This window comes from Pedobacter sp. GW822-FHT03F06 (genome assembly GCF_058801365.1).
In genome coordinates this window covers 279,590-299,605 of record NZ_JBXANE010000004.1, presented here as the reverse complement: position 1 = coordinate 299,605, position 20,016 = coordinate 279,590, and the positions used below count along the sequence as shown (strand labels likewise).

The window sequence follows — 20,016 nt, the reverse complement described above, 5'->3', positions numbered from 1 at the left end:
ATGGTTATATCAATTAAGAAAATTTTGATCTGTTTTATTGCATTCAGCTTTTTTATGTCGGTAATGGCCCATAGTCAGCTAAAAAATGAACATCAGGCAGATATTGTGATTTATGGCGGAACGTCAGCCGGCATAATTGCTGCTGTACAGGCTACTAAAATGGGCAAAAGTGTTATTGTAGTTTCACCCGATTTGCATCTGGGCGGTTTATCTGCCTCAGGTCTTGGCTTTACCGATACAGGTGATAAATCCGTAATTGGTGGTCTCGCCAGAATATTTTATCAAAAGGTTTATCAGCATTACCAGCAAGCTAGTGCCTGGAAATGGCAGAAAAAAGAAGAGTACGGTAACAAAGGACAGGGCACACCCGCTATTGATGGAATGGACCGGACCATGTGGATTTTCGAACCCCATGTTGCCGAGCAGATTATGGAAGATTTTGTTAATGAAAATAAATTAACCATATATCGTAATGAATGGTTGGAACGCAAAGCAGGAGTGGAGATGAAAGATGGTAAAATAATCAATATCAAAACTTTATCCGGGAAAATATTTGCCGCTAAAATGTTTATCGATGCCACATACGAAGGAGATCTGATGGCTGCTGCAAAGGTGAGCTATCATGTAGGGAGAGAAGCAAATGCCGTTTATCAAGAACAATGGAATGGTGTACAGACCATGGTTTTTCAGCATTCACATTATTTTAAAAATAAGATCGATCCCTATAAAATTCCCGGAGATAAAACAAGCGGCCTGTTAATGGGCATTTCTACTGATCAACCCGGGCTAAAAGGAAAAGCAGACCATAAACTTCAGGCATATTGCTACCGGATGTGCCTTACCGATCTGCCCGAAAACAGGATCGGATTTCCCAAACCAGACCGCTACAATCCAATGGATTACGAATTACTTTTAAGGGTTTTCAATGCGGGCTGGAACGAGCTTTTTAATAAATATGACCCTATTCCTAACCATAAAACTGATACCAATAACCATGGACCATTTAGCACCGATTTTATTGGGATGAACTATGAATATCCGGAAGCTACCTATGCTAAGCGGAAAGAGATTGTCAAGGCCCATGAAAATTATCAAAAAGGATTGATGTATTTCATGGCTAACGATCAACGGATGCCAAAAGATATTCAACAGCGTTTTAAAAAATGGGGATTGGCAAAGGATGAGTTTAAAGATAATGGGAACTGGCCTTATCAGATTTATGTTCGTGAGGCCAGGAGAATGGTGGGCGATTTCGTGATGACAGAGCATGAAGTGCTAGGCAAAAAAGAAGTGCCAAATCCGATAGGGATGGGCTCTTACTCCTTAGATTCTCATAATGTGCAACGTTATGTTACACCAGAAGGTTACGTACAGAATGAAGGGGATATTGGTGTTAAAGCACCAAAACCTTATAGCATTTCCTATCAGGCTATAGTACCAAAGAAAACCGAATGCAAAAATTTATTGGTTCCGGTCTGTTTGTCATCATCGCATATTGCGTATGGATCTGTACGGATGGAACCTGTATTTATGATCCTGGGCGAATCAGCTGCCACTGCGGCATCTTTGGCTATCGACCATAGAATTAGTATTCAGGATGTAAATTATAATCAATTAAAAAAACTGTTGTTAAATCAAAAACAGTATTTAACTTTAGCTAACTAAAACGATTTATTGAATTAGTAAATCGTACTTGCCATATAAATTTTCACAGAAAGAAACTCAATCAAATATGAAAAAACACCTATCATTAATTATTTTATTGCTGTTGTTCACCGTAAAACTTTTTAGTGCGCCCATAGAGCTGTTGTCACCTGATAAACGGATCAAAATATCGGTAGCCATTAAAGATAAAATTGGCTATGCAGTAACCTTTAATGGCGATCCTTTTTTGGCCAATTCTTACTTACAGTTAAACCTGGATCAGGCAAAACTTGGTGCAGATCCAAAATTGTTGAAGAAAACATTTTCTTCGGTTAATACCAGTTCGAATCCAATCGTTCCGCTTAAAAACAGTACTGTAGTAAATCAGTATAATTTATTGCGATTGGATTTTAGGGGCGATTTCAGTGTAGAGTTCAGGGCTTATAACGACGGAATCGCTTATCGTTTCATCACCAATAAAAAAGATTCGATCATTGTAAACAGTGAAGATGTACATCTTAATTTTAACGATCCGGTTAAAGCAGCTTATTTAGAAACAGGTGGTTTTAAAACTTCGTATGAGATTTTATACCGCCAAAACGAGCTGGGAAAAGTGAATAAAGAGAAGATGAGTGTATTACCAATATTGTTTAATACAGGAAAATATAAAGCACTTTTATCAGAAGCAGATCTATATGATTACCCATGTTTATTTGTTAAAGCGGTAGACGATAAAACCATTGATGCTGTTTTTCCTAAAGTGCCCCTAGCTTTCGGAGAAGATGGAGATAGAAGCAAGAAAATATTAAAAGAAGCCGGATATATTGCTAAAACAGCTGGTAAAAGATCGTTTCCATGGCGTTTTTTGGTCATTACCGATAAAGATACTCAATTGGCTGCCAACCAAATGGTTTATAAATTAAGTACACCTAATCAGCTACAAGATACCAAATGGATAAAACCTGGTCAGGTAACCTGGGAATGGTGGCACAATGCATACGTTTATGGAGTAGATTTTAAATCGGGTTATAATCAGGATACCTATAAATATTACATCGATTTTGCTTCGAAATTTGGTATTCCTTATATCATTATGGATGAGGGATGGGCGAAAACAACACTTAATCCTTTTGAACCTAATCCAACCATAAACCTGCAAGAATTAATTGCTTATGGCAAACAGAAAAATGTAAAAATTGTACTTTGGTTTACATGGCTGGCGGTAGAAAATAATTTTAATGTGTTTGAAACCCTGGAAAAGTGGGGAATTGCAGGGGTGAAAATAGATTTTATGGACAGGAGCGATCAATGGATGGTAAATTACTATACCCGTGTAGCTAAAGAGGCGGCTAAACACCATATTTTGGTCGATTTCCATGGTGCATTTAAACCAGCTGGTTTGGAAGTGGCTTATCCTAATGTGCTCTCTTATGAAGGCGTTATAGGTATGGAACAAAATATTGGCGGCGGTTTGGCCACACCGAACAACAACTTATTTCTTCCTTTTTTGCGGAATGCAGTGGGGCCGATGGATTATACACCTGGAGCCATGCGTTCGGCGCATAAAGAGGATTATAAACCTAGCTGGGTAAATACCATGAGCATTGGTACCAGGGCGCATCAGCTGGCCATGTATATTGTTTTTGAAAGTGGTTTTCAAATGCTGGCCGATAATCCTTTTAACTATTTAAAAGAGCCAGAAACAACTTCGTTTATTACCAGCGTTCCCGTAACCTGGGATGAAACTAAAATTCTGGATGCAAGTGTTGGTGAGTATATCGTTACAGCCAAACGTAAAGGCGAAAAATGGTTTGTTGGCGCTATGGGCAATGATCAAAAACACGACTTAAAGATTGAAGCTGGCTTTTTGAAACCAAATGCAAATTACCAGATCACCCTGATCAAAGATGGCATCAATGCCGATTTTCAGGCAATGGATTTTAAACGCATCGTAAAACCGATTAAAGCAGGAGAAACGATCGATATCAATATGGTAAAAGACGGTGGTTTTGTTGCTGTGATAGAACCCGTTAAATAATAAGTATTTATGTGTTTTAATTAAAGGAGTTTATCGGCTGGATAAGCTCCTTTTTTATTAAAATGAACTTGCTACTATACCAAAGGATAGCGCTATCCTTTAGTATAGTAATAGCTTTTTGATACTTCGTATCCATAATTTTGCCAGACATAAAAAGGCAAAAAAAATGAAAATATTACATCTTATATCAAGCCCAAGGGGCGAAGCATCTTTCAGTATTAAATTGGGAAATGCGATTGTTGAAAAACTACAGGCCGCAAATCCCGGTAGTACTTTAACTACACATGATCTTACCAACACCCCATTTCCACATTTGGAGGAAGTACACATCAATTCTTTCTTTACGCCACAGGAAAATCACACCGCAGAATTTACAGAAGCAATAAAACATTCGAATGAGGCCATTGCCGAACTTAAAGATGCTGATGTAATCGTTATCGGTGCCCCCTTATATAATTTTGGTATTCCTTCTACTTTAAAAGCATGGATCGATCATATTGCACGTGCTGGTCAAACATTCAGTTACTCAGAAAAAGGTCCTGAAGGTTTGATAAAAAATAAAAAAGTGTATTTGGCGATTTCTTCTGGTGGGGTATATTCAGAAGGACCGATGAAACCTTACGATTTCACCGAGTCTTACCTAAGATCGGTTCTTGGGTTTATGGGAATGACCGATATTACGGCATATCGCGCAGAAGGTGTAAGCATTCCAGATTTAAAAGATGTGGCTTTGGATAAAGCAATCGAAAGTATAGCCATTTAAGTGGTTTATTAGTTCATTGGTCATTAGTTCATTGGCAAATTGGTTGATTGTTCAAATCAACTGAGCACCTGCGGACTAATGATCTTGGACCAGGATTACCTGCGCCAAACTTAATGCGCATAATTCCTTAATGATGAGATTTATCAATATGCGCAGCGATTATCGTTCAAATCGACTAATGACCGTTGACTAAAAACTCTGGACAAAACTAAGCCGCCAGATACTTCTCAACCCTGATGGCAAAATCATTCAGATCGAAAGGTTTATTGATAAAATCTTCCGCATCACATTTGGCCTTCACTGCGTTCAGGTGGTTATTGGCCGACATTATCATGACTGGAATATCATGCGTTTTAATATTTCGCTTGAGGGTATTGCAGATATCCAACCCGTTTCCATCTGGTAACATAATGTCAAGAATTACCATGTCTGGCAGGTGTTTACTCATTTGAAACCAAAAATCGTTGGTATTAGGACAGGTCTTTACCTCGTAAAGTTCTTCGATCAATAAAAATTCGATGATTTCTCTGATACTCGGATTGTCTTCTACTACATAGATGCACTTTTTCATAAGCTCAACTTTTGTTATATAGATAACTCACCTCGTTATCAGATGTTTAAGATAGTTATGCACAATATTAGAGTTATTAACCTTTCTAATCGTGCGTGTCATGCATTTCTATAATTTTTACGTTAACTAAAAAAAATATAAAAATAAATTTTGATACTAATTTTTTTAGTATAGATTTGCTTTTGGAGAGACAGGATACAGGAAATATCATCAAGATAATTCGATGTATTTAATTGATGATTTTAAACAAAAAGCTTCTTGCTCGGTTTGTTTGCTGACATATTTATTTTTTTCTATGACCGTTACCGTTTTAGCCATATTCGAAACAGATTTTAGACCAGATCTTTCATTAGGTAAAATCATGAATGAAAGACTGAGGATTGCTGCTGCAGATCTGCAGGATATTCATTTGCAGCATTTACATGCCATTGGGCAACGTAGTGATGATTTAGTAGTATATATAAGTTATAACCCAAAATATAAAATAAGATGGCGTGTAGTTAACGACGTGCCTGAGGAAGTAGAAAACTTTGTAGCCCAAACCTGCGGTAATTTAGGTTATATCTACTGGAAAACAGCATCGATTAATGTTTTTAAAGGAAATGAATTATAAAGAAATACTTTATAGTTATATTTTATGGTGGTCGCCATTCTCGCGTATGCGGGAATCTTAATTGATAAATTTACTGTTATGATGATAGAATTATAGAAGTTTAAAACAGTAGATGGTATGAAAGATGCTGACCACATAGTAGCTGTAAGACAATTGAAAACACTATTTCTACTTGTAAAATAAATTCAGCATGACGATTTCTCCAGTATAGCGTAATAAAACTCAAATAAAAAACGAGTTACCATTTGGCAACTCGTTTTTTTTATTACATAATAGGTTGGGGGAATATTAAACTAAAAATCCTCCGCCCAATAAATCATTCCCTTCATAAAATACTGCCGATTGACCTGGTGCAATTGCCGAAACATGATGATCGAACACCACACGCATTTTATCTTTTTCCTGAACAATTGTACTTAACATACCCGCATCTTTGTAGCGGATTTTGGTAATCACATCATTCATTGGTTCTTCAATGCTTGCATATTTAATCAGGTTAATGTTGCGTACCATGGCTTCGCGGCGTTCAAGCTCATCAGCTTTACCTAAAACTACGGTGTTGCTTTCTGGCAGGATCTGTGTTACAAACATGGGCTCGCCAAAAGCAACGCCTAAACCTTTACGTTGCCCGATGGTATAAAAAGGATAACCTTTATGTTGCCCAACAACCATTCCATTACTTAAAATGAAATTTCCGCCGGCTACTCTGTCTTCTAAATCTGCTACTTTATGTTTTAGGAAAGCCCTGTAATCATTATCAGGTACAAAGCAGATTTCGTAACTCTCCGATTTTTTTGCTAATTCTTCCTGTCCCATATCTAAAGCCATTTGTCTGATTTCAGATTTTGCAAAACTGCCCAATGGAAATTTAGTACGCGAAAGATTTTCTTGCGAAACTCCCCACAGTACATAAGATTGGTCTTTGTTTTCGTCTTTTCCTTTTGAAATTACATAACGGCCACTGTCTTGCTGGCGGATATTGGCATAATGCCCGGTTGCTATAAATTCGCAATCGAGTTTATTGGCACGTTTTAAAAGTGCTTCCCATTTAATATGCGTATTGCACAAAACACATGGATTTGGGGTTCTTCCGGCAAGATATTCATCAACAAAATTATCGATTACGTAATCGCCAAATTCATCCCTGATATCAAGGATATAATGCGGGAAACCATAGTTTACAGCAAGTGTACGGGCATCATTGATACTATCTAATGAGCAACAACCAGTTTCCTTACTGCTACCACCAGAAGTAGCATAATCCCAGGTCTTCATGGTTAATCCAATAACCTCATAACCCTGCTCATGCAACATTACAGCCGCTACCGAACTATCAACCCCGCCACTCATGGCAACCAGAATTCTACCGTGTTTACTCATCTTAAAAATATTGGATGCAAAAATAAGGTTTATTTAGCTGAAATTATTTAAAGCAAGTCAGTTACTTGTAAAAAGCGGTTGTTAAATTGCTTCCGCTTATCACTTAGATGCGCTAAAGCGGCTCAGGTGTTCAGTAATATTTTGAAAAGGAGTACTCCGGTGTTCGTGGCTGTCAGCAGTCCTGCTATCCCTTCAAGTCCTTCCCGATGAATCGGGATACCTCACCTCCGGGCTTTCCGTTCTATCAGGTTTAGATCATAAAGTCTGTGGTCTTCGGCAATGAAAAAGAACACACATAAACCTTGCAGGTTTTTAAAACCTGCGGGGTTTGAATCACAATAAGTAGTATCTTCAAGCTTATTAAATGTATTTTTTATTTTACTTAAACGTTTTAGTTTCATGTTTTATGCATATTTGAAGATAAATTAATACCTTAGAATTTTCAACAAACAAGCTAAATTTTAAAAAGATATGATTAAAAAAATTATCCTGCCTTGTCTTTTGCTATCAGCCATGGTTACATCGGCCCAGCAGAATCTGGTGCAGTATGTTAAGCCCATTATTGGTACATCTAAAATGGGGCATACTTATCCAGGTGCCACAGTTCCATTTGGTTCGGTACAACTAAGCCCCGAAACGGATACTTTATCTTACGAAGTAAATGGAAAATACAATGGCGATGTATATAAATACTGTGCAGGTTATAAATATGAGGATAAAACCATTACCGGCTTTAGTCATACCCATTTTAGCGGTACTGGTCACTCCGATCTGGGCGATTTTCTCATTATGCCTACACAAGGTAAATTACAGTTGAATCCTGGTACTGCATCAGATCCGAAAAGTGGTTACCGTTCGGCATTTTCGCATACCAATGAAGTTGCAGAGGCAGGTTATTACAAAGTAAAGTTAGATGATGATAACATTACTGCCGAGTTGACCTCAACTACAAGGGTAGGGATGCATCAATATACTTTCCCTAAATCAGATCAATCGCATATTATTCTCGATCTGATGGCAGGTATTTACAATTATGAAGAAAAAACCGTTTGGACTTACGTTCGAGTGGTGAACGATACGCTAATTACAGGTTACCGCCAAACTAATGGATGGGCCAGAACCAGGACTGTTTATTTTGCGATGAGCTTTTCTAAAGCTTTTAAAAGCTATGGGCGTAAAAGCTACGATGCTAAACAAGCTTACAGAGGATTTTGGGGCAAGTTTAACCAGGAACAGAACTTTCCTGAAATTGCAGGCAAAAAGTTAAAAATGTACTTCGATTTTGATACCCAGGAAGGAGAGAAGATTAAAATTAAATTTGCTTTATCGCCGGTTAGCCAGGAAAATGCCTTGCAAAATATGCGTGCAGAGATTTCGGGCTGGGATTTCGAAAAAGTAAAGGCTCAGGCACAGGCGACCTGGAATAAAGAATTGAATAAAATACAGGTAACTACTTCTAGCGACAATAAAATTAATTTTTACACCGCTTTATATCATGCTTTTATCAATCCAACAACCTATACCGATATTAATGGAGAATATAAAGGTTTAGACCAGGGGATACATAAAGCTGAGGGCTTTACCAATTACACCACATTCTCGCTTTGGGATACTTACCGTGCCCTACATCCATTCTTTAATATCATGCAGCCAGGCCGCAGTAATGATATGGTGAAATCGATGATGGCACATTACGATCAGAGTAGTTTGCACATGTTGCCGATCTGGTCGCACTATGCCAACGATAATTGGTGCATGAGCGGCTACCACAGTGTTTCTGTGATTTCAGATGCGATTATAAAAGGAACTTATAATGGCGATGCAAACAAAGCACTGGATGCTTGCATTGCAACAGCAAAACACCGCGATTATGAGGGAATTGGCTATTACATGGATAAAGGTTATATCCCGGCAGAAAAATCGGGCATTTCAGTTTCCAATAACTTAGAATATTCTTACGATGACTGGTCGATTGCGCAACTGGCCAAGAAATTAAACCGTATGGATGTTTACGACGAATTTATCAAACGGTCTAACAACTGGAAAAATAATTACGACAGTGCTACTGGTTTCATGCGCCCTAAACTGGCTGATGGTACTTTCAAGAAGGAGTTTGATCCAAAAGATACCGAAGGACAAGGTTTTATTGAAGGTAATAGCTGGAACTACAGTTTCTTTGTCCCTCAGGATCCGGCTTCGCTGATTGAAATGATGGGCGGTAAAAAGAAATTTGCAACCCGTTTAGATACTTTGTTTACGATGCATTTACCCGATGAGTTTTTTGCACATACTGAAGATATTACCCGTGAAGGTATTATGGGTGGTTATGTGCATGGTAATGAGCCTGCACACCATATCGCTTACCTTTACAACTGGACCGACCAGCCATGGAAAACGCAGGCACAGATCCGTCACATCCTAAACATGCAATACAAGCCTACTGCCGATGGTTTGGGTGGAAATGACGACTGCGGGCAGATGAGTGCCTGGTATATGTTCTCTTCATTAGGTTTTTATCCGGTAGCACCCGGTTCTGATGTATATTCATTAGGGAGTCCATTGGTTAACAACGCCGTAATTAATTTAGAAAACGGTAAAACATTTACTGTTGAGGCCATTAAGCAAAGCGATAAAAATGTTTATGTAGAGAAAGTTTTATTGAACGGCAAAGAAATTACCGATCATAAAATCAAGCACGCTGATATCACCAATGGCGGAAAGCTTACTTTTTACATGAGCGCAAAACCTAAGAAATAGCGATACATCCATTTAGAATTTAACCGTTGACCAATTTTTTGGTCAGCGGTTTTTTTATTTACCCTTCGCATGTCGTCATTTCGGCGGAGTACAACATAGTCGAGAACCCGAAGATCTGCGAAGCAAAATCTATTTCGAGGTAGATCTCTCCATTCAACTGCATTCCAGTCGAGATGACGATACTTGTTATTAAATTCTCTGCATTTATAACAGAGTGAGGGCAAAGGCCATTATCGACCAAATTTCCGTGCTTTTCTTTGCCTCCGTGGTAAAAAACACATCAACTCTTTCTCTGGATAATCTGTTTTTGATGCAAACCTATAATTAAAAATAAATTTTGATATCCAAATTATCTATCGTAATATTGCGATATAAAATTATGGGACTTACCAAAACAGAAATCTTCACCGAAGAGCAGAATCAGATGGCAGCGTTATTAAAAGCGATGGCTCATCCTGCGCGAATTGCGATTCTTCAGCGTATCCTTAAATCGAATACCTGCATCTGTGGCGATTTGGTTGAGGAGCTCGGCTTAGCTCAGGCGACCATTTCTCAGCATTTAAAGGAACTTAAAAATGCAGGTATTATACAGGGCACTATCGAAGGTGTGAGTATTTGCTATTGTATAGAACCTAAAACCTGGAAGTTATTACAAACACAGCTGGGCGATTTCTTTGCTGCATATAAGGGCGGGCAAAACTGCTGTTAAAATTTTTTACTTAAATCAATCGTTAAATTGCAATATTATGATTAATATATCTTCAACAGAATGGAGCAACTTTAAGGCTCAACTTCAGCAACATCCAGAATTGGTATTACAGTTTCAATATGCTCCCGGCAAGTGGGTAAATGCCAATTATCACATCACCGAAATTAAACAGGCACCGATTGTTTCGGTTGATTGTGGAGGCGTGATGAATGCCTGGACTGAAATTATTGTACAGTTATGGGAACCCACAGAAGAAGAAAAGGGTAGGGCCATGCAGGTGAAAAAAGCACTATCCATTATCAATTTGGTAGAAAGCAAACTGCCGTTAAACCCCAAAGGAATTGTGAAAATTGAATTTGGTAATTCTGCGTTCGATACAAGGCAGATGTTTCCAGGTGAATTTAAAATTGATGGGGAAAACTTGATTTTGGATCTAACACCTGATGCTACCCAATGTAAAGCGATTAACCGTGGCGGAAGCTGTGGCACCACCGAAACCGGCGAAGAATGTTGTGCGCCTGCTCAGCCGATAAAGCAAAAGGTAGAATTGGTTAATCTGGTAGCCAGTCAAAATAGTTGTTCTCCAGGAAGTGGATGTTGTTAATGATTCAAAATTTATAAAAATGAAAAATGTATTGGTACTCTGCACGGGGAATAGTTGCAGAAGTCAACTGGCAGAAGGTTATTTGAAACATTTCGCCCAAAACACGGCCAAAGTTTATAGTGCTGGCATCGAAGTTCATGGCGTTAACCCAAAGGCGATAAAAGTTATGGCCGAAGATGGAATCGATATTTCTAACCAGACCTCAAATAATATCGAGGAATATTTTAATGTGCCTTTCGATTATGTAATTACCGTTTGCGACCACGCGAAAGAAAGCTGTCCGTATTTCCCAACGCAGGCGATAAAACTGCACCATAACTTTCCCGATCCTGCAAAAGCAGTAGGTACCGATGAAGAAATCATGGCCGAATTTAGAAATACAAGAGATCTGGTAAAGGTTTACATGGAGGATTTTGTAGAGAAAAACCTAAAAAGCTAATATGTGTGCAGATATTTGTGCCCCGGCAGCTCAAAGAAAACACCTAAGCTTTTTAGATCGTTATTTAACGCTGTGGATTTTCTTAGCCATGTTATTGGGGGTGTGCTTAGGCTTTTTGTTCCCTTCATCAGCGGTTTTGATCAATTCATTTTCGAGCGGGAGTACCAACATTCCTTTGGCCATCGGATTGATCCTGATGATGTATCCACCATTAGCAAAAGTTAAATACCAGAATTTAGGCGAAGTATTTAAAAATGTAAAAATATTGAGCACGTCGCTCGTTTTAAACTGGATAATCGGCCCGATTCTGATGTTTTTCCTGGCCATTGCATTTTTACATGACCATACCGAATACATGGTTGGCTTGATTATGATCGGTCTTGCCAGATGTATTGCCATGGTGGTGGTATGGAATGAACTTGCCGATGGAAACCGAGAGTATGCCGCGGGTTTAATTGCCCTTAACAGTATTTTTCAGGTATTGCTTTACAGTGTATTTGCTTATTTTTTTATTACGGTTTTTCCACCCATTTTTGGTTTAAAAGGCCTTTCTGTATCAATTTCCATTGCAGAAATTGCAAAAAGTGTAGGGATTTATCTTGGGGTTCCGTTTGTACTCGGCATTTTAAGTCAAAAAGTATTGATCAAGTGGAAAGGCGACGACTGGTTTTACTCCATTTTTATACCGTTGATTTCTCCCATAACTTTAATTGCTTTGTTATTTACCATTGTAGTGATGTTTAGTTTGAAAGGAGAACTAATTGTGCAGATTCCGATGGATGTACTGCGAATTGCATTACCCTTGGTGATTTATTTCATGATCATGTTTCTGATCAGTTTTTTTGCGGGCAGGTATTTCGGTGCAGATTATGGCAAAAGTACCGCTATTGCGTTTACGGCAACTGGTAATAACTTCGAATTAGCCATCGCTGTGGCAATAGGTGTATTCGGTATCCACTCGGGGCAGGCATTTGCCGGTGTAATCGGTCCGTTGGTTGAGGTACCCGCACTAATTGCGCTGGTTAACCTGGCGCAATGGTTTAGGAAGAAGTATTTCAAAGAGTTGTAAGAGCCTGTTGAAATTTCATCCAATTATTTACTTTCTAACATTTCTGTCACACTGAGCGGAGTCGAAGTGCTTTTAATATATCAAAAAGGGTCTTCGACTACGCTCAGACTGACATACGGATAACTCCTAATAAAAATTAAACAAACTCTAAAAAAAAATAATTATAGACCGACAGCGATCGGTCCATAATTAAATCAATTTTAAGCATCTACCTCATCAAAATTAGTGGCGGTTGCTAAATATTTCCAATTGGCCATATCCCTTTGCACATCCGCAATTTTTGCATCAGCTACCTGATAAGCATCAGGACCTAAGAATAAATGAAGTGGTGGATTTTCGCTTTTTGAAGCTTCAATAATTACTTCAACTGCTTTTGCCGGATCGCCTGGCTGTTGGTTATTGATGTCGTTCTGATGAGCGGCCTGCGAATCGCGGACTTCTTTGTAGGCATCAATTGGTGCACTTGGTACCGCTAATGACCCTTCAGTTAGGAATGCGGTTCTAAAATAACCCGGCTCTACAACCGTTGCTTTGATTCCGAGTGATTTTACTTCAGCAGCCAACGATTCCGTAAAGCCAACTACCGCAAATTTTGTAGCGCAATAAATTCCGAAACCAGGGAAGTTACCCGAAAAGCCACCGATTGAAGAAATATTGAAAATATGACCCGATTGTTGTTTCCGCAATTGAGGAAGTACCTTTCTGATTACATTTAACGAACCAAAAACGTTCACATCGAAATTTTGGCGTGATTCTTTGTCACTTAACTCTTCTAAAGCACCAAGCATGCCATAGCCAGCGTTGTTTACCACAACATCTACCTGACCAAATTTGCTTATCGTTTGGCTAACTGCCGCTTCTACACTACTTTCGTCAATTAAATCAACAGCCAGTGGTAAAAAGTTTTCGTGTTCACCAACTGCGTTTATTAAATCGTTCAGGTTTCTTGAAGTTGCAGCAACGCTAAGGCCATTGCTTAATAATGTTTTTACTAAGGTAAGTCCCAGGCCTTTTGATGCGCCTGTTACAAACCATACTTTTTGATTTTCCATGATATTTTTGTCTATTGAATTAATTTTCGTCAAAATCTGTTGAAATTGTAATGGCTTTCCAGTCTCTAAATTCCTTTTGTAGCGATTCTAACTTGTTGGTTGCTCTTTGAAAAGCGTCGTTCCCTAAAAGTAAATGAAGGGGTGGATTAGGCATACTTGCCAGTGAAATCATAGCAGCAGCAGCTTTTTCAGGGTCGCCGATCTGCTGACCGTCCATTTTTAGGTATTTGCTGTGTATTGCCCGCACTTCTTCGTATTCAGGAATTGGATTAGCAGCCAAAATCAGCGAATCAGTGGTTAAGAAACTAGTTCTGAATGCACCAGGAGCCACAACAGTTACTTTTATACCAAATTCTTTTAGGTCTTCTGCCGATACTTCAGATAATGCAATCACAGCTGATTTTGCTGCTGCATATACCGCCCAGCCAGTTGCGCCTGCAATACCTGCAATTGATGCAATGTTGATGATGTGCCCGGCTCGTTGTGTCCTTAAATAAGGTGAAGCTTTTCTGATAACATTAAGTGTTCCGAAAACGTTAACATCAAAACTGGTGCGTGTTTCGGCATCGCTTAGCTCTTCGATACTGCCTCCGATTCCGTAACCTGCATTATTGATGACTACATCGATCCTTTCAAATTTTGAAATAGTCGTCTTTATGGCATCTTCAACACTTTGTTCGTCGGCCAGGTTAACCGCCAGAGGAAGGAATTTTCCGCCATCATTATTTACTGCTTTTTTAAGTTCACCGATATTTCTTGATGTGGCCGCAACATATTGGCCAGCATTTAGCAACTGATGAACCAAACTTAATCCTAAGCCCTTTGAAGCTCCGGTAATAAACCAAACTTTTTTCTTGCCCATAGTTTTATCCTTTTTGTTAAGACAAAATTACAGTACAAATGAATTCGGTTTATTACGTTAATCAAACTGATGATTACGAAATTCAAACAATTCTGTAAGAAGTAGGGGTATGGTTGGTCAGTTTTTTAAAAAAGTTATTAAAGTGGGTAGGCTCTTCAAAACCGAGGCAATAACCTATTTCTGATATATTCCAGTCGGTATGCTTGAGCAAAGCTTTAGCTTCACTTAATAAACGCTCAGTAATATAATGGGTAGTGGTTTTGCCAGTGGTTTCTTTAATTGCCCGGTTTAAGTGGTTTACGTGTACTGAAAGTTGCGAAGCATAATCTTTGGCAGAGCGCATGGTAAGCCGTTGCGTAGTCGTTTCGATGGGGAACTGACGCTCTAATAATTCTGTAAAAACAGAAGTGATCCTTGTATTGGCATCAGTATGTTTAAATAGTGTTTCAGATGGCTGTGTCTTTAGCGCAAAATGTGTAATTTCAGTAATATAGTTTCTGAGCAGGTCGTATTTATAGATGTAATCGGTATTAATTTCCTCAAACATTTTATTGAAAATGCTTTCTATTTGAGCATCTTGTTTTTCATTTAAAATATAAGCTGGTTTGCCGCCAGGCACGAACATGGGTAAGTCACCAATGTTTCCGCGGATCTTTTCAGTAAAAAAAGCCTCAGTAAAAATGCAGAAATAACCTGTCACCTCGCTTTGTTTACCACTGGCCAGTTCCCAGGTATAAGGTACAAGCGGATTGAAGAAGATTAAAGCGGTGCCATTAATCTCAATACTTTTATCCGCATAATGGTAAACATTATGTCCGCGGGTAAGGCAGATTTTATAATAATCCCTGCGGTTATAACTCATTGGCTTATGATCATCCCTTAAACAATCTTCTAACTTGAAAACGTTAAAGTGCCCTACGCCATTCTGTAGGTTGTTTGGTAAGAAACTGAATTTGTTCTGGTAAAAATCTTCAATGCTTTCTGGCTTGTTCATAAATCAAAGTTACAAAATTCAAACCTAAAATAAATTGCTGTAATTAAAAGGAGATTTCGATGATAAAAATATTTGCATTAAATATACCGATTGGTATATATTTGCATCGTCAATTTAAAAGAACATGACCAAGGCAGAAAAAACAAGAAATTTCATTGTAGAGAAAACCGCACCTATTTTTAATATGAAAGGTTATGCAGGCACTTCTTTAAATGATATTACTGCTGCCACAGGTTTAACCAAAGGCAGTATTTACGGTAATTTCGCCAATAAGGATGAAGTGGCACTGGCGGCTTTTGATTATAACCTGAAAAATGTTTCATCAAGGATAGATGCTGACATGAACAAACAAGTCAGCGTAAAGGATAAGCTTTTGGTATACATCAATATTTACCAGAAATTTATTGATGGTTCAGTATCAGAAGGAGGTTGCCCTGTTTTAAATACTGCAGTTGACGCTGATGATACCCATCCCGAATTGCGGGAAAAAGTTTTGAAAGCAGTTTTAGGCTGGAAAAATAAAATTGCTAAACTGGTTGAAACAGGTATTTCTGCCAAAGAAATCAATGCAGATCACAATCCCGAGCAGGTAGCACTAACAATTATCGCTGTAATAGAAGGTGGTATCATGATTTCGAGATTGACCGCAAAACCTGCCCATTGGAATTTAATTATGGATTCGCTAAGAAAATATATCAACAGCCTCAGCTAAAAATTTTTAACCAAAAATATACCGATTGGTATTTTACTATGAAAAGAACCAGAACGATAACTTGGGAAGACCCCATGAAAGGAGCGAAGGAAGCTATGCAGATGGATGGCGTTGATTATCTGCAGGCCATGAGTGATCATAAATTTCCGCTGCCGCCATTGTTGTATACCTTGGATTTTAGGGTAAGTCTGATCGAAAAGGGTAATGTGGTTTTCGAATTTACGCCTCAGGAATTTCATTACAACCCAATCGGCACTGTACATGGTGGGGTAATCACTGCTATTTTAGATTCGGCTATGGGCTGTTCAGTCCATTCGCTTTTACCTGCTGGAAAAGGATATACCACTTTAGAGCTGAAAGTAAATTTCCTGAAAGCTGTTACCATCAAAACCGGGAAGCTAAAAACCGTAGGAAAGGTGATCAACCTTGGTGGACGTACCGCCTTGGTAGAAGCGCAATTAGTTGATGAAGATAATGGCGTTTTTGCTCACGCGGTGAGCACTTGTTTAATCTTAAAATTTTTAAAAAAAATATAAAATGAAAACTTCACAAAATACCGTTTTACTGATCGGCGGAACAGCTGGTATCGGTTTAGAAATCGCAAAACAGTTAACTGCTTTAGATAATCATGTAATTATAACCGGTAGAAACCAGGACAGGCTGGATGCAGCTGCTGCGTCATTACAAAATGTAACTACCATTCTCTCTGATGTAAGCAAGGCTGAAGATGTAGATCAATTGGTAGCCCGTATCAAAGCCGATTTTCCTCAATTAAATATCGTGATTAATAACGCAGGAAGAGCAATCCTATATAATTTGGCTGATCCCAATCAAGACGCTTTTGCCAATGCGGAAGATGAAATGTTGACCAATTATTTGTCAATTATCAGAATCAATCAAAAATTGCTACCTGTTTTAAAAGCACAGAGCGAATCAGCTATTGTAAACGTTTCATCTATTGTGGCTTATGTTCCTGGAGTTACTTTGCCAACTTATGCAGCTAGTAAAGCGGCATTACATTCTTACAGCACTTCGTTAAGGTTAAGTTTAGAAGAAACTGCTGTTAAGGTTTTCGAATTAATGCCACCATTGGTGGATACCGAATTCTCAAAAGAAATTGGCGGTCATAATGGCATTAAACCATCTGTCGTTGCAGATGAATTGCTAGCGGCTTTAGCCAATGATGAATTTGAAATCAGGGTAGGCGATACCGCTAAAATTTACGAACTGTTCAGGCAATCGCCAGTTGATGCTTTAAATGTGATGAATGCAAATAGAAAAGCCTGGATTGATTCGGTCGAAAATTAAAATACGGCAGGAATGAAAAAGAAGGTGGCATTTGCATTTATTATGGCGGTTTTTACTACAGGAATAGTTACTTTCGCGGCCATAAGTGTTAATCTTGGATTTACATCGATCTTTATGAAAGTTTGGTTAAAATCATGAGGCATTTCTTACATTGTAGCCATTCCTGCTATATTAATTATTGCCCCACGCGTACAATCATTGGTCGATTATTTATTCAAGGATATTGACTAAAAATTATTAAAATGAAAAGAGTAGTAGTAACAGGTTTAGGTGCAATAACACCGCTTGGCAATACCGTTGAGCAGTTTTGGCAACAGATATTGGCCGGAAAAAGTGGTATCGGTGCCATTACAAAATTTGATGCCAGTAAATTCAAAACCCGCTTTGCGGGCGAGGTAAAGGATTTTAATCCTGAAGAATACCTGGAGAAAAAAGAAATTAAAAAGTACGACCTTTTTACCCAATATGCAATCGGTTCAAGTGATCAGGCGATAAAGGATTCGGGATTAGATTTTACTGCAATGACCGATGATCAATTGGCTGAAGTTGGTGTAATCTGGGCAACAGGAAACGGTGGGATCGGTACTTTTGAAGCGCAGCTGGAAGAATTTCATGCAGGTGATGGAACACCAAGGTTTAATCCTTATTTCATTCCGAAAATGATTGTCGATATTGCCGCCGGAGCCATTTCCATCCGTCATAAATTGCGTGGACCAAATTATTGTACTGTATCTGCTTGTGCATCATCTAATACAGCCATTATCAATGCTTTCGATACTATTCGTTTAGGAAAAGCAAGTGTAATGATTGCTGGCGGTTCTGAAGCTGCGTTAACCAAGTCATCTGTAGGTGGCTTTAATGCCGCTCAGGCTTTATCTAAAAATAACGATGATCCTCAAGGGGCTTCGAAACCCTTTGATGCCGATAGAGATGGTTTTGTGATGAGTGAAGGTGCAGGGGCATTGGTTTTAGAAGATCTGGATCATGCTTTAGCACGTGGTGCACATATTTATGCCGAGATTATTGGTGGTGGAATGGCAGCTGATGCATATCACTTAACCGGTACCCCGCCTGATGGGATTGGTGCAGCTTTGGGTATGACAAAAGCTTTAAAAGATGCCGGAATTACTGCTGATAAAATCGATTATATTAATGCACACGCCACTTCAACCGGATTGGGTGATTTAAGTGAATTACAGGCGATTAATACGGTGTTTAATGGTTTGCCAGTTATAGTTGGTGCAACTAAATCGATGACGGGTCATTTACTTGGTGCTGCCGGAGCTATAGAAAGTGTAATCAGTGTTTTATCGATCAGAGATAATGTGGTTCCTCCAACCATTAATACGAAAAATCTTGACGAAAACATTCCAGAAGGATTGAATTTTGTGTTGGGAGAAAGTATTAAAAAGGAAATTAATTATGTGTTAAATAACACTTTTGGTTTCGGTGGACATACCGCCAGTACTATTTTTAAAAAGTATGAGGCTTAATTGATTTTATCATTCTCAGCTTAATTGGAAATTTAATAAAGTGTTTGGTTAACCGCCAAACACTTTTTTGTTTTAGATAGATTAAATCGTGTCGTCATCTCGACTGGAGTGCAACGAAATGGAGAGATCTGTTATGTGAGATCTCAAATGCTATACTGGCCTTAGCGTTTCGCTAAAATCCTAATAATTTTTGCCACGGAGGCACAGAAGCGCAGAAAATTTAATTTGTAAGGGTCTTCGACTATGCTCAGCGTGTTAATCACAAACTAATGAACCAATGCCTAATGAACTAATGAACCCATTACTTGTCCATCAATAAATTAACCAGTTCTTTCAATTCTTCAATTTCCAGTTCTAATTTCTCTATTCTGTTTTCCAGTTCAGTAGGATCAAATTGCGGTGTGCTTATTGTTTCGGTTTCAGGTTCTGAAGTGGTTTCGGCCTGTTCGCCTAAAAGATGAACAAAACGGGCCTCTTTTTGACCAGCTCTTTTTGCCAGTTGTTTTACAAATGCAGGTTCTTCATCCGACAGTTTGTGAAGCTGTTCCAAAACTTCTTCAATACTTTCAAATTCATATAATCTTCCCGAATTGCTATTGATTTCACCAGGCGTTAGTGGTCCGCGTAAAAGTAAAAGACAGATAATGGCCATCTCTGAAGGTACTAGCGGATAAACAATGGCCAGATTATGTTTGTATTTAGTTGCGCGGCTTGATCCTCCTGTAGCAGTGGAGATTAAACCTTTTATTTTAAGCTGGTTTAGTGTTAAAGTTATGGTTTCCTCATCGTAATTTACCACCGGATTTCTTGAGCTTTTCTGGTTGCACGCAGCGGTTAAACTGTTCAAAGTCATTGGATAATAGTCGGGCGTGGTACGGCTTTTTTCTATTAATGCGCCTAAAACGCGTTGTTCTTCTGCTGATAAATCGGGCAGTGGTTTTACGTTGTCCATGTTATAAAAGTATAAATTGGTTGAACATTTTGAAAATTATTTTGTTAATGATTTGT

20 protein-coding genes are annotated in these 20,016 nt (G+C 38.6%); 14 read left to right on the top strand and 6 right to left on the bottom strand.

Going from position 1 to position 20,016, the window contains the following annotated elements; genetic code table 11:
• The 3 genes from AC1RJ8_RS09010 to AC1RJ8_RS09000 all read left to right on the top strand — a co-directional run bounded on the left by AC1RJ8_RS09010 (position 1) and on the right by AC1RJ8_RS09000 (position 4,445).
• Positions 1 to 1,665, top strand: coding sequence for an FAD-dependent oxidoreductase (locus AC1RJ8_RS09010; RefSeq protein WP_492953407.1), 1,665 nt, complete (start codon positions 1 to 3; stop codon positions 1,663 to 1,665).
• A 67-nt stretch (positions 1,666 to 1,732) separates the two neighbouring features.
• The gene (locus AC1RJ8_RS09005) at positions 1,733 to 3,682 is read left to right on the top strand and encodes a glycoside hydrolase family 97 protein (RefSeq protein WP_492953408.1); all 1,950 of its coding nucleotides are present in this window, start codon (positions 1,733 to 1,735) and stop codon (positions 3,680 to 3,682) included.
• 166 nt (positions 3,683 to 3,848) lie between these two features.
• On the top strand, positions 3,849 to 4,445 hold the full coding sequence (locus AC1RJ8_RS09000) for an FMN-dependent NADH-azoreductase (protein WP_492953409.1): 597 nt from the start codon (positions 3,849 to 3,851) through the stop codon (positions 4,443 to 4,445).
• Between the two features lie 208 nt (positions 4,446 to 4,653).
• On the opposite strand, the gene AC1RJ8_RS08995 is transcribed toward AC1RJ8_RS09000, so the two are convergent.
• Positions 4,654 to 5,016 (bottom strand): response regulator transcription factor, encoded by a 363-nt coding sequence (locus AC1RJ8_RS08995; protein ID WP_492953410.1) that lies wholly within the window; start codon positions 5,014 to 5,016, stop codon positions 4,654 to 4,656.
• Positions 5,017 to 5,311: 295 nt separating this feature from the next.
• Here AC1RJ8_RS08995 and AC1RJ8_RS08990 point away from each other — a divergent pair, with 295 nt between their 5' ends.
• Entirely contained in the window at positions 5,312 to 5,629 is a 318-nt protein-coding gene (locus AC1RJ8_RS08990) for a hypothetical protein (protein ID WP_492953411.1), read from the top strand.
• A 288-nt stretch (positions 5,630 to 5,917) separates the two neighbouring features.
• On the opposite strand, the gene mnmA is transcribed toward AC1RJ8_RS08990, so the two are convergent.
• The gene (mnmA, locus tag AC1RJ8_RS08985) at positions 5,918 to 7,009 is read right to left on the bottom strand and encodes a tRNA 2-thiouridine(34) synthase MnmA (RefSeq protein ID WP_492953412.1); all 1,092 of its coding nucleotides are present in this window, start codon (positions 7,007 to 7,009) and stop codon (positions 5,918 to 5,920) included.
• A 471-nt stretch (positions 7,010 to 7,480) separates the two neighbouring features.
• Here mnmA and AC1RJ8_RS08980 point away from each other — a divergent pair, with 471 nt between their 5' ends.
• The 5 genes from AC1RJ8_RS08980 to arsB all read left to right on the top strand — a co-directional run bounded on the left by AC1RJ8_RS08980 (position 7,481) and on the right by arsB (position 12,587).
• A complete protein-coding gene (locus tag AC1RJ8_RS08980) occupies positions 7,481 to 9,766 on the top strand; it encodes a GH92 family glycosyl hydrolase (RefSeq protein WP_492953413.1) in 2,286 nt (761 codons plus the stop codon).
• Positions 9,767 to 10,145: 379 nt separating this feature from the next.
• Complete coding sequence (locus AC1RJ8_RS08975; protein WP_057935091.1) at positions 10,146 to 10,475, top strand: ArsR/SmtB family transcription factor; 330 nt, start codon at positions 10,146 to 10,148, stop codon at positions 10,473 to 10,475.
• A 37-nt stretch (positions 10,476 to 10,512) separates the two neighbouring features.
• On the top strand, positions 10,513 to 11,079 hold the full coding sequence (locus tag AC1RJ8_RS08970) for a DUF6428 family protein (RefSeq protein WP_492953414.1): 567 nt from the start codon (positions 10,513 to 10,515) through the stop codon (positions 11,077 to 11,079).
• Between the two features lie 19 nt (positions 11,080 to 11,098).
• Entirely contained in the window at positions 11,099 to 11,518 is a 420-nt protein-coding gene (locus AC1RJ8_RS08965) for an arsenate reductase ArsC (RefSeq protein WP_492953415.1), read from the top strand.
• 1 nt (position 11,519) lies between these two features.
• Entirely contained in the window at positions 11,520 to 12,587 is a 1,068-nt protein-coding gene (gene arsB / locus AC1RJ8_RS08960) for an ACR3 family arsenite efflux transporter (RefSeq protein ID WP_492953416.1), read from the top strand.
• 200 nt (positions 12,588 to 12,787) lie between these two features.
• Here the strand turns inward: arsB and AC1RJ8_RS08955 are convergent, their stop codons facing one another.
• The 3 genes from AC1RJ8_RS08955 to AC1RJ8_RS08945 all read right to left on the bottom strand — a co-directional run bounded on the left by AC1RJ8_RS08955 (position 12,788) and on the right by AC1RJ8_RS08945 (position 15,495).
• Positions 12,788 to 13,639, bottom strand: a complete 852-nt coding sequence (locus AC1RJ8_RS08955; protein WP_492953417.1) for an SDR family oxidoreductase — start codon at positions 13,637 to 13,639, stop codon at positions 12,788 to 12,790.
• Between the two features lie 19 nt (positions 13,640 to 13,658).
• Positions 13,659 to 14,501 carry an SDR family NAD(P)-dependent oxidoreductase gene (locus tag AC1RJ8_RS08950; RefSeq protein WP_492953418.1) on the bottom strand — a complete coding sequence of 281 codons (843 nt, stop codon included), beginning with the start codon at positions 14,499 to 14,501 and terminating at the stop codon, positions 13,659 to 13,661.
• Between the two features lie 82 nt (positions 14,502 to 14,583).
• Positions 14,584 to 15,495 carry a helix-turn-helix domain-containing protein gene (locus AC1RJ8_RS08945; protein WP_492953419.1) on the bottom strand — a complete coding sequence of 304 codons (912 nt, stop codon included), beginning with the start codon at positions 15,493 to 15,495 and terminating at the stop codon, positions 14,584 to 14,586.
• A 124-nt stretch (positions 15,496 to 15,619) separates the two neighbouring features.
• On the opposite strand from AC1RJ8_RS08945, the gene AC1RJ8_RS08940 reads away from it, so the two are divergent.
• From AC1RJ8_RS08940 to fabF, 5 genes are all read left to right on the top strand, one after another.
• Positions 15,620 to 16,207 carry a TetR/AcrR family transcriptional regulator gene (locus AC1RJ8_RS08940; RefSeq protein ID WP_492953420.1) on the top strand — a complete coding sequence of 196 codons (588 nt, stop codon included), beginning with the start codon at positions 15,620 to 15,622 and terminating at the stop codon, positions 16,205 to 16,207.
• Between the two features lie 38 nt (positions 16,208 to 16,245).
• Entirely contained in the window at positions 16,246 to 16,743 is a 498-nt protein-coding gene (locus AC1RJ8_RS08935; protein ID WP_492953421.1) for a PaaI family thioesterase, read from the top strand.
• 1 nt (position 16,744) lies between these two features.
• Positions 16,745 to 17,515 carry an SDR family oxidoreductase gene (locus AC1RJ8_RS08930; protein WP_492953422.1) on the top strand — a complete coding sequence of 257 codons (771 nt, stop codon included), beginning with the start codon at positions 16,745 to 16,747 and terminating at the stop codon, positions 17,513 to 17,515.
• Between the two features lie 12 nt (positions 17,516 to 17,527).
• Positions 17,528 to 17,653 carry a DUF2798 domain-containing protein gene (locus AC1RJ8_RS08925; protein ID WP_492953423.1) on the top strand — a complete coding sequence of 42 codons (126 nt, stop codon included), beginning with the start codon at positions 17,528 to 17,530 and terminating at the stop codon, positions 17,651 to 17,653.
• A gap of 104 nt (positions 17,654 to 17,757) precedes the next feature.
• Positions 17,758 to 19,008, top strand: a complete 1,251-nt coding sequence (gene fabF, locus AC1RJ8_RS08920; RefSeq protein ID WP_492953424.1) for a beta-ketoacyl-ACP synthase II — start codon at positions 17,758 to 17,760, stop codon at positions 19,006 to 19,008.
• A 301-nt stretch (positions 19,009 to 19,309) separates the two neighbouring features.
• Here the strand turns inward: fabF and AC1RJ8_RS08915 are convergent, their stop codons facing one another.
• Positions 19,310 to 19,960: a YceH family protein gene (locus tag AC1RJ8_RS08915; RefSeq protein ID WP_492953425.1), complete on the bottom strand. Its 651-nt coding sequence runs from the start codon at positions 19,958 to 19,960 to the stop codon at positions 19,310 to 19,312.
• Positions 19,961 to 20,016 lie beyond the last annotated feature (56 nt).

Excerpts from the sequence above, each read along its gene's own strand:
- AC1RJ8_RS09005 (WP_492953408.1), top strand. The coding sequence starts at position 1,733 with ATGAAAAAACACCTATCATTAATTATTTTATTGCTGTTGTTCACCGTA.
- AC1RJ8_RS08935 (WP_492953421.1), top strand. The coding sequence starts at position 16,246 with ATGAAAAGAACCAGAACGATAACTTGGGAAGACCCCATGAAAGGAGCG.
- AC1RJ8_RS09000 (WP_492953409.1), top strand. The coding sequence starts at position 3,849 with ATGAAAATATTACATCTTATATCAAGCCCAAGGGGCGAAGCATCTTTC.
- AC1RJ8_RS08925 (WP_492953423.1), top strand. The coding sequence starts at position 17,528 with ATGAAAAAGAAGGTGGCATTTGCATTTATTATGGCGGTTTTTACTACA.
- AC1RJ8_RS08975 (WP_057935091.1), top strand. The coding sequence starts at position 10,146 with ATGGGACTTACCAAAACAGAAATCTTCACCGAAGAGCAGAATCAGATG.
- arsB (WP_492953416.1), top strand. The coding sequence starts at position 11,520 with ATGTGTGCAGATATTTGTGCCCCGGCAGCTCAAAGAAAACACCTAAGC.
- AC1RJ8_RS09010 (WP_492953407.1), top strand. The coding sequence starts at position 1 with ATGGTTATATCAATTAAGAAAATTTTGATCTGTTTTATTGCATTCAGC.
- AC1RJ8_RS08945 (WP_492953419.1), bottom strand. The coding sequence starts at position 15,495 with ATGAACAAGCCAGAAAGCATTGAAGATTTTTACCAGAACAAATTCAGT.
- AC1RJ8_RS08915 (WP_492953425.1), bottom strand. The coding sequence starts at position 19,960 with ATGGACAACGTAAAACCACTGCCCGATTTATCAGCAGAAGAACAACGC.
- AC1RJ8_RS08955 (WP_492953417.1), bottom strand. The coding sequence starts at position 13,639 with ATGGAAAATCAAAAAGTATGGTTTGTAACAGGCGCATCAAAAGGCCTG.
- AC1RJ8_RS08970 (WP_492953414.1), top strand. The coding sequence starts at position 10,513 with ATGATTAATATATCTTCAACAGAATGGAGCAACTTTAAGGCTCAACTT.
- AC1RJ8_RS08930 (WP_492953422.1), top strand. The coding sequence starts at position 16,745 with ATGAAAACTTCACAAAATACCGTTTTACTGATCGGCGGAACAGCTGGT.
- AC1RJ8_RS08980 (WP_492953413.1), top strand. The coding sequence starts at position 7,481 with ATGATTAAAAAAATTATCCTGCCTTGTCTTTTGCTATCAGCCATGGTT.
- fabF (WP_492953424.1), top strand. The coding sequence starts at position 17,758 with ATGAAAAGAGTAGTAGTAACAGGTTTAGGTGCAATAACACCGCTTGGC.
- AC1RJ8_RS08995 (WP_492953410.1), bottom strand. The coding sequence starts at position 5,016 with ATGAAAAAGTGCATCTATGTAGTAGAAGACAATCCGAGTATCAGAGAA.
- AC1RJ8_RS08990 (WP_492953411.1), top strand. The coding sequence starts at position 5,312 with ATGACCGTTACCGTTTTAGCCATATTCGAAACAGATTTTAGACCAGAT.
- mnmA (WP_492953412.1), bottom strand. The coding sequence starts at position 7,009 with ATGAGTAAACACGGTAGAATTCTGGTTGCCATGAGTGGCGGGGTTGAT.
- AC1RJ8_RS08950 (WP_492953418.1), bottom strand. The coding sequence starts at position 14,501 with ATGGGCAAGAAAAAAGTTTGGTTTATTACCGGAGCTTCAAAGGGCTTA.
- AC1RJ8_RS08940 (WP_492953420.1), top strand. The coding sequence starts at position 15,620 with ATGACCAAGGCAGAAAAAACAAGAAATTTCATTGTAGAGAAAACCGCA.
- AC1RJ8_RS08965 (WP_492953415.1), top strand. The coding sequence starts at position 11,099 with ATGAAAAATGTATTGGTACTCTGCACGGGGAATAGTTGCAGAAGTCAA.